Genomic DNA, 8,404 nt, shown 5'->3' with positions numbered 1-8,404 from the left:
GTTCTGAGCCAGGATCAAACTCTCCGTTGGATATATCACACACACATTAATCGGTACCTTCACAGGAACCGACGTTCTTACAAGAGATCACACAGACGCACTAACCCGAAAGTTAGAGAGCCTGGTGGGATCCTCTAGGGCTCCACAACACAGCGTGCGCTATTCGTTTGTCAAAGAACGGGCGCGCGACTTGCGCGAGTTGGCCGTTTTAGGGCCGAACTTTCAAAGTACTGCGGGTTCCAGCTGCCTGTCAATGTTAATTTTTCACTGCGAACAGGAGGCCCGAAAACTAGATCCTACGCGGGCTTGCCGTGCAGTCAGTCGGTGAAGACTGAGGTAACCGCGTTCACCGGCCGCAACAAGGAACGATATCCGCGATGGGGCCCGATGTCAACCCCTGGGCGGAAGAAATCTGTGGCCGGATCACGCCCGAATTCAATGGCTTAGCGGGCCGAGCTCACCCTCATGGGCCAGGGATCACGCGCGCGTACTTGCGCCCCACCTTGAACACGACCTCCCTGAGCCCTTGGGCCCCACCACCCAATTCGATCTCGGCCGCCAAATCCGTTACCCGGTCGCCATTTACGAAGACTGCGCCCTGCTTGAACATGGAGCCGGCCTGGGTAGCGGTGTACTCATTCGGGAAGGCCTTCATCATCAGGTCGCGCGCGCGAAACTTACCCGGCGAAAGGCTCACGGTGGGCATCTCGGAGGGGGCCTCCCGGCGCGAAAACTGCTTCTCGAAGTCCGCCTGGGCGCGTTCCGCGGCGTCGGGGCCGTGGTACATGCGCACAATCCGGCTTGCGAGAGCCTTTTTCCAGGACATTGGGTTCGTTTTGGGGTCATTGAGGGCCCGGTCGGCTTCCTCGACCTCGCTGGCCGTAGCGTCTGTAACCAGACGGAGATAGCGAACAATAAGCGCGTCGGGAAGGCTCATGACCTTGCCATAAATCTCTTTCGGGTGCTCAGCCACGCCTATGTAGTTGCCGATACTCTTGCTCATGCGTCGGACCCCGTCCGTTCCCTCGAGGACGGGGAGGGTCAGGATCACCTGCGGCTCGACGCCGTGGGCGGTCTGGATATCGCGGCCGGTGAGCAGGTTGTACTTCTGCTCGGTGGCGCCGATCTCCACGTCGGCTTTGATGACGACGGAATCGTAGGCAACCATGAGCGGATAGAGCAGCTCGTGGACGCCGATCGGCTCGCCGGCTTTGTAGCGCTTTTCGAAATCGTCGCGCTCGAGAATCCGGGCGATCGTCATCTCGGATGCGAGGCGCAGAACGTCGGCGAAGGTCATCGAGCGGAGCCATTCGCCGTTCCAGCGAACCTCCGTGCGGGCCTTGTCGACGACGCGGAAGAATTGATCGAGGTAGGTTTTGGCGTTCGCCTTCACCTCGTCCTCGGTCAGTTGGGGACGCGTCTGAGATCGTCCGCTCGGATCTCCGACCAGCGCGCTGAAGTCGCCGACGATGAGCACGACCTGGTGGCCGAGATCTTGGAATTGGCGAAGCTTGCGCAGGCCGATCGTGTGGCCGAGGTGAATGTCGGGCGCGGTGGGATCGAAGCCCTGCTTCACGCGAAGCGGCTTCTTCGTGGCGAGCGATCGCTCGAGCTTTCGAACGAGCTCGGCTTCGGGGATCAGCTCCTCGACGCCGGACTTGATCACCGCGAGCTGGCGTTCGATTTCGGCGGTGTGGGACGTGGACGCCATGGGTCGCGTAGTGTAGCAAGATTGGGGCTTGACCGCCCCTGGGTCTGTACCTAGCGTCAGGATCAGGGTTGATCACTTTTCCCAGAGAGGGATTTTCGTGAGATCAAGCATGAGAGGCGTTGCTCAGTTCGCCGTTCCCGCGATCATCATCATCCTGTGCGGAACGGTCGGCGTCGGCATTGGGGTCGCGAATTGGCTCCAGAAGGATCTCCCGTCTCCGGCCAGCCTCCAGACGATCGCTCCCCCGGTCAAAACGCTCGTCTACGACATCAACGGAAAGCTCGTCCACGAGTTCTACAAAGAGAACCGCTCGGTTGTCCCGCTGCGCCAGATACCCCGTGCCATGGTCGACGCGATCCTCGCCATCGAGGATCGCCGCTTCTACACCCACTGGGGCATCGATCCGATGCGGGTCTTGGGGGCGCTCGTGAACGACGTGATCGCGGGCCGTCCGGAACAGGGCGCCAGCACGATCACGCAGCAGCTCGCCCGAAACCTCTTCCTCACCCACGAGAAGACGGTCACCCGGAAGATCAAGGAGATGATCCTCGCCATCCGGATCGAGCAGACGTACACCAAGGACGAGATCTTGGAGATGTACTTCAACCAGATCTATTTCGGCGAAGGGGCCTACGGGATCGACGCCGCGTCCAAGGTGTTCTTCGGAAAACCCGTGCAGGAGATGACGCTTCCGGAGTGCGCGCTCCTGGCCGGCCTTCCGCGAAACCCGCGGGATTACTCGCCGCGAAGGGAGCCCGACAGGGCGCTCAAGCGCCGGAACCTCGTGCTCGCCGCAATGCTCCAGACGAAGAATCTCAACCGCGCGCAGTACGAGGCCGCCTGCGAGGCGCCGCTCGGCGTGACCAAGACCCGGGTCGACACTCGCTCCGCGCCCTATTTCATGGAGATGGTCCGCCAGTACCTGGACGAGCGCTACGGATCGAATCAGATCTATGAAGGCGGCCTTCGCGTCTACACGTCGATCGACATAGACCTTCAGATCGCCGCCGAGGAATCGCTCGAGCGGCGGCTGACGGCGCTCGAGTCTCGGAATCAATACAAGCGCACGCGCGCCACGCTCGCGGCCAAGGCGCAGGTCGCGAGCCTGAAGGAGAAGATGCAGACCGAGTATCTCCAGGGCGCGGTCGTGAGCATCGATCCCTCGAATGGACAGATCCGGGCCCTGATCGGCGGGCGCGATTTCAACGACTCGAACTTCAACCGGGCCGTGCAGGCGAGCCGTCAGCCCGGATCGGCATTCAAGCCGTTCATCTACGCCGCGGCGATCGACAACGGCTTCACTCCGACCGACGTCATCCTGGACACGCCGGTCTCGTTCCGCGCCGGAAACGGAGAGGAATGGGCGCCGCAGAACTACGACAAGCAATTCCGCGGCCCGGTCACGCTCCGAGCCGCCCTCGCCCACTCGATCAATGTCCCGGCCGCGAAGCTGCTGCAGAAGCTGGGCACCACTCTCGTGACTTCGTATGCCAGGCGGATGGGGATCCGGACTCAGCTCGTCGGCGATCTCTCACTGGCCCTCGGCACGTCGGAAGTGAATCTCCTCGAGCTGACGTCGGCGTACGGGGTCTTCGCGAACCAGGGAATTCGCGTGGCGCCCGTGTTCGTGCTCCGCGTCGAGGACAAGAACGGGAAGGTACTCGAGCAGGCGAGACCCACGGCCGAGGAAGCGTTGAGCCCCGAGACCGCGCTCACGATGACGAGCATGCTCTCGAGCGTGGTCGAGAACGGCACCGCCGCCTCCGCGCGCGCGCTGGGACTCAGCGTGCCCGCCGCGGGGAAGACCGGGACGACGGACGACTACTCCGACGCCTGGTTTGTCGGGTATGTCCCCGGCCTCGTGACGGGAGTCTGGGTCGGATTCGACCGGAAGCAGAAGATCGGGCCCGGGATGACGGGCGCGGCAGCGGCGCTTCCGATCTGGGTCGATGTCATCGGCACGGCTACGAAGGGCAAGGCGCCTCAGGAATTCCCGGTGCCGAGCGGCGTGGTCAGCGTCCTCATCTGCGCCCAGACGGGGCTCCTGGCCAATCCATCGTGCCCCGAGACGGAGCTGGAGCTATTCAAGGAGGGGATGCAGCCGACGAGCTACTGCAACATCCACACGGGCACCGAGCGGCCCGCGCCCGAGACCTACGACTTCAAGAAGACCGACAGCGAGGCGCCTCCCGAGGAGCGGCTGAGGCTGTAGGCGGAGGGGCGGCCGGAGCGGCGAGGGCGCGGCCGGAGCGGCGAGGGCGCGGCCAGCCCGGCCGTCTCCCAGGCTCACTCCATTATCTGCTCCAGGACCAGCTGCCGCGGCGCAGGAGGCTCATCCCCGATCGCGTAAGCACGCAACGCGGCGTCGGCCCACTCGGGGGCGTCCCGGTGCGCCTCGATGACGGCCACGGGCTCCCCGGCTTCCACGCGGTCCCCGATCTTCCGTAGAAGGCGGATCCCCACGGCGGGATCGATCGCGTCCTCCTTGCGCCGGCGCCCGCCGCCCATGGCGACCAAAAGCTCGCCGAGCGCCCGCGCGTCGATCCCGGTCACGGACCCCGAGCGCTGCGAGAGGGCGAGGCTCTCGACCGCGGCGCGCGGAAGCAGCGTCGGATCGGCCACGACCCGAGGGTCGCCCCCCTGTGCCTCGACGAGTGCCTCGGCCCGGCGGAGGGCTTCGCCCGATTCCAGCGCTCGATCCATTCGCGCCCCGCCCTCGAACCGCTCGCGCGCCACCCCGCAGAGGACCAGCATCGCCGTCCCGAGGTCGCGCGTCAGCTCGGTGAGATCGGAAGGGGCGCCGCCTCGGAGCATGCCGAACGCCTCCGCCGCCTCATTGGCATTTCCGATCGCGTCGCCCAACGGCTGCGCCATGTCGGTCAGGAGGGCCCGCGCCTTCCGGCCCAGCTCGCGCGCGGTCGAGACCAGCTCGCGGGCCAGGGCCAGCGCCTCCTCTCGGCTCCGCATGAACGCGCCGCCGCCGCACTTGACGTCGAAGACGACGGCGCCCGCCCCCGAAGCGAACTTCTTGCTGAGGATGCTCGACACGATGAGAGGCACCGACTCGACCGTGGCCGTCACGTCGCGGAGCGCGTAGAGCTCGCGGTCCGCGGGCGCCAGGTCATCGCTCTGACCGGCGATCACGACGCCGATCTTCTGGAGCTGGGACTGGAACGCCTCGGGATCGATCTTCACCCGGAATCCCGGGATCGCCTCGAGCTTGTCCAGCGTGCCGCCGGTGTGCCCGAGGCCGCGCCCGGCGATCATCGGCACCGCCGCGCCGCACGCGGCGACCCAGGGCGCCAGCGCGAGCGAGACCTTGTCCCCCACGCCGCCGGTCGAATGCTTGTCGACGGTGGGGCGGCCCAGCTTGGACCAATCCAGCGTGCGCCCGGAATGGAGCATCGCCTCGGTGAGCGCGATCGTCTCGGCTCGGGTCATCCCGCGGATCGTGATGGCCATGAGGAGCGCGGCGCTCTGGTAGTCGGGAACGCTCCCGTCGGCCACGCCCTGAATCCAATATTCGATCTCGTCGGACGAGAGCTCGGCGCCGTCACGCTTGCGTTGGATTAGCTCTTTCATCGCCGATCCGGGTGCCGCGGAATCAGGGCGCGGGTTGGAGGCGCGTGAAGGGGCGAGGAAGGAGATCGCGCAGGGCGATTTCCTCAGGACGGCCGTCCGCGCCTTCGACCACGATGACGAGGTCGGGCGCGTATTCCAAGAGAACCTGCCGGCAGGCGCCGCAGGGCAATACCGGCTTCAGGCGCTCGGCAACCACCGCGAGGCGGCGGAATGCCCTGGCGCCGCGCGCGAGGGCGCCGAACAGCGCGGATCGTTCGGCGCACACGGTCAGGCCGTAGCTCACGCTCTCGACGTTGACGCCCGGGTGGACACCCCCCGAGTCATCCTCGATCACCGCGCCGACGGGGAAGTTCGAGTAGCGCGCCGCCGCGAGCGGCAGAAGAGCCTTCGCGGCCGCGAGAAGTCCGGCGGCGGGAGTGGTCCCCGCCACGCTATTTGCCCCCGGCGCGCTTCTTACCTGGCTTGGCGCGAGCTTTCCCCTCCTGCTTGCTCCGGGACGACGGCCCCGGTTGCGGCTCCAGTCGGCTCAATCGAGCGAACTTGACCATCAGCCGGCGGCGCGAATTGTCCGGGAACGAGACGAGGACCGAGGCCGATTCGCCGCCGCCCTTCGCCTCCAGGATCAGCCCGTCGCCGAACTCCGGATGGCGCACCCAATCCCCCACTTCGAAATTTTGATCGCTCATGACCTCCTCACCCCGAGGAGCCGGCACGGGTTCGATATTGGACCTTCCGCCGCCGCCGCTTCCCTGCCGCGCCGGCGCTCCCGTGTTCGGCGACCTCGATTTCCTGACGCTCACCGATGAGCGTCAACACCTTGGACGGCTGCCCTTCCTGAAGGAAGACGCGCACCACCCGCTTCCCCATGCTACAGAGCAGATCGTACGGGATCGTCTGCGCCCACGCCGCGACTTCGTCGAGCCCGATCCGAGCCCTTCCCTGCTGGCCCCAGAGCACGACCTCGTCGCCGAGCGCGGCTTCCTCGATCTCCGTCGCGTCGACCATCGTGAGGTCCATGGTGACCCGCCCCACGATGGGCGCTCGCTTGCCGCGAATCAACACCTGCCCGCGGTTCGAGAGATGCCAGGGATATCCGTGCCCGTAGCCCACCGGCAGCACCCCCACGCGCGTCCAGCGCGACGTCTGGTAGGTGCGCCCGTAGCTAATGTAACGCCCCGGAGGCACGTCGCGAAGCTCCACAATTCGGGTCTTGAACGACATGATCCCTTCAACGGGGATCGTGCGGGGGACCTCGGCAGATGGATAGAAGCCGTACGCGAGGATCCCCGGGCGCACCATGTCGAGCATCGAGTCCCCGACGCTCAGCATGCCCGCGCTGTTCGCCGCGTGGCGCAGGGGCACCTCGATCTTCCGCAGCGCGAGCGCGTGGAGAATCTCGGAGAAGCGGCGGAGCTGAGCCTCCGTGACGTCGGTGCGCCCGGAATCGGCGTGGGGGAAGTGGGTGAACACCCCCTCGAGAACCAGGTGGGGCATCCCGACGACGCGCTCGATGAAGGCCACGGCGTCCTCGTCTCCGACGCCGGTTCGGCCCATTCCCGTGTCCACCTCGACGTGGAAACGCGTGAGCACCTGATGCGCGGTGCCGCGCCGCGAGAGGAGATCCGCGAATTCGAGCGATCCGACGCAGGGCGTCAGCCGGTGCTCGATGATCTCGTCGATTTCGGAGAGAAGGGCCGGGCTTAGGATGACGACCGGCGCTGTGATCCCGGAGGCGCGGAGCTCGATCCCCTCGTGGAGCGTCGCGACCCCCAGCATGGTCACGCCGGACTCGACGGCGTGGCGTGCGATCTCCACGGCGCCGTGGCCGTAGGCATCCGCCTTAACCACCAACAGGATGCCGCGGCCCCCACCGACGGCGGCGCGGATGGCGCCTAGATTCCGGCGGAAGCGATCGAGATCGACCTCAACCCAGGTGGGGAATTCCATATCGTTGGCGGCCTTAGCCTTGCCTACTCCACGAGTACCACAGGGTTCGCGGCGAAGCAAGCGGCGCCCGCGTGGACTTGGGCGGCGGTTCCCCACTACACTCGGCGGATGAGCCAGGCTAAACCTACGTATCCAAAGGCTTCAGGCCGTGACGACTTCGCGGCGGCCCAGGCCGACCTACTCGACCTGGTCCGGCACTTGTCGGGGCCGGACGGATGTCCCTGGGACCGCGAGCAGACGCTCCGCACCCTCTCCCCCTACGCCGTCGAGGAGGCCAACGAGATCGCCGACGCCATCGCGGCGGGCGACCGGCCGGCGGTCGCGGAGGAGCTAGGCGACTTGTTGTTTTTGGTGGTGTTCTTGGCTGTTCGATTGGAACAGGAGGGCGGGCCCGCCCCGGCAGCGATTGCACGGGGCAACATCGCGAAGATGATCGCGCGCCACCCGCACGTCTTCGGCGAGCGGAAGGACCTCGACGCGCAGGGAGTGCTCCGCCAGTGGGAAGAGGGAAAAAAGCAGGAGGCGGGGCACGAATCGCTGCTGGGGAAGAGCCCGACGGGCCTCCCCGCGCTTTTGAGGGCCTACCGCGTCCAGGAGAAGGCGGCGGCGGTCGGATTCGACTGGGCCGATGTCGGCGGCGTTCTCGCCAAGCTCCGTGAGGAGGTGGCCGAGGTCGAGGAAGCGATCCAGGAAGGGCAGGATCGCAAGGTTGCCGAGGAGATCGGCGATCTGTTATTCGCGGTCGTGAACCTCGCCCGATTCGTGAAGACCGATCCCGAGGCTCACCTTCGCGCCGCCACGGAGAAGTTTCGGAACCGGTTCGACCGGGTCACGGCGATGTTGAAGGCGGAAGGACGGGCGCCTGAGTCGGCCGGCCTTCCCGAGCTGGATCGGTTGTGGGAGGCGGTGAAGCGGGAGGAGAAGAAGTCGTGAGGAGCCGGGCCCGAGTTGCCTCAGTGCCAGTAGACGGGCACCCTCGGGGCGCCGGCCTCTCGTGCCCCAATCCGCTCAAAGAGCACCATCACTGCTCTGGACGAGATGGTGTTCTTGCGCAGTCCGACGCCCACGACCGCCGAGTATTTCCAGACCGAATCGGCGCTGTAGAAGACTGAGTTATCGATCCGCGGGTCATACACTGCGTAGCTGCGATACCATTCCGGGAAG

7 protein-coding genes are annotated in these 8,404 nt (G+C 66.0%); 2 read left to right on the top strand and 5 right to left on the bottom strand.

What is annotated here, in order from left to right:
• Positions 1–463 precede the first annotated feature (463 nt).
• Complete coding sequence (locus tag E6K79_11955) at positions 464–1,711, bottom strand: tyrosine--tRNA ligase (GenBank protein ID TMQ62660.1); 1,248 nt, start codon at positions 1,709–1,711, stop codon at positions 464–466.
• Between the two features lie 109 nt (positions 1,712–1,820).
• On the opposite strand from E6K79_11955, the gene E6K79_11950 reads away from it, so the two are divergent.
• On the top strand, positions 1,821–3,923 hold the full coding sequence (locus tag E6K79_11950) for a PBP1A family penicillin-binding protein (protein ID TMQ62659.1): 2,103 nt from the start codon (positions 1,821–1,823) through the stop codon (positions 3,921–3,923).
• A 74-nt stretch (positions 3,924–3,997) separates the two neighbouring features.
• On the opposite strand, the gene E6K79_11945 is transcribed toward E6K79_11950, so the two are convergent.
• From E6K79_11945 to alr, 4 genes are read right to left on the bottom strand one after another with little or no spacing between them, the layout of a single operon-like run.
• A complete protein-coding gene (locus E6K79_11945; protein TMQ62658.1) occupies positions 3,998–5,293 on the bottom strand; it encodes a thymidine phosphorylase in 1,296 nt (431 codons plus the stop codon).
• A gap of 22 nt (positions 5,294–5,315) precedes the next feature.
• Positions 5,316–5,723: a cytidine deaminase gene (gene cdd, locus E6K79_11940; protein ID TMQ62657.1), complete on the bottom strand. Its 408-nt coding sequence runs from the start codon at positions 5,721–5,723 to the stop codon at positions 5,316–5,318.
• A gap of 1 nt (position 5,724) precedes the next feature.
• Entirely contained in the window at positions 5,725–5,979 is a 255-nt protein-coding gene (locus tag E6K79_11935; protein ID TMQ62656.1) for a hypothetical protein, read from the bottom strand.
• Between the two features lie 7 nt (positions 5,980–5,986).
• Positions 5,987–7,240 (bottom strand): alanine racemase, encoded by a 1,254-nt coding sequence (gene alr / locus E6K79_11930; GenBank protein TMQ62655.1) that lies wholly within the window; start codon positions 7,238–7,240, stop codon positions 5,987–5,989.
• Between the two features lie 108 nt (positions 7,241–7,348).
• Here alr and mazG point away from each other — a divergent pair, with 108 nt between their 5' ends.
• Positions 7,349–8,173 carry a nucleoside triphosphate pyrophosphohydrolase gene (mazG, locus tag E6K79_11925; protein TMQ62654.1) on the top strand — a complete coding sequence of 275 codons (825 nt, stop codon included), beginning with the start codon at positions 7,349–7,351 and terminating at the stop codon, positions 8,171–8,173.
• The last annotated feature ends 231 nt before the right edge of the window (positions 8,174–8,404 follow it).

The organism is Candidatus Eisenbacteria bacterium (assembly GCA_005893305.1).
Lineage (GTDB): Bacteria > Eisenbacteria > RBG-16-71-46 > SZUA-252 > SZUA-252 > WS-9.
Note: the sequence above shows the minus strand (reverse complement) of the source record. Positions and strands in the feature narration are given on the sequence as shown.

Coding starts and splice junctions, on each gene's coding strand:
- E6K79_11955 (TMQ62660.1), bottom strand. CDS start 1,711: ATGGCGTCCACGTCCCACACCGCCGAAATCGAACGCCAGCTCGCGGTG.
- E6K79_11950 (TMQ62659.1), top strand. CDS start 1,821: ATGAGAGGCGTTGCTCAGTTCGCCGTTCCCGCGATCATCATCATCCTG.
- E6K79_11945 (TMQ62658.1), bottom strand. CDS start 5,293: ATGAAAGAGCTAATCCAACGCAAGCGTGACGGCGCCGAGCTCTCGTCC.
- E6K79_11935 (TMQ62656.1), bottom strand. CDS start 5,979: ATGAGCGATCAAAATTTCGAAGTGGGGGATTGGGTGCGCCATCCGGAG.
- alr (TMQ62655.1), bottom strand. CDS start 7,240: ATGGAATTCCCCACCTGGGTTGAGGTCGATCTCGATCGCTTCCGCCGG.
- mazG (TMQ62654.1), top strand. CDS start 7,349: ATGAGCCAGGCTAAACCTACGTATCCAAAGGCTTCAGGCCGTGACGAC.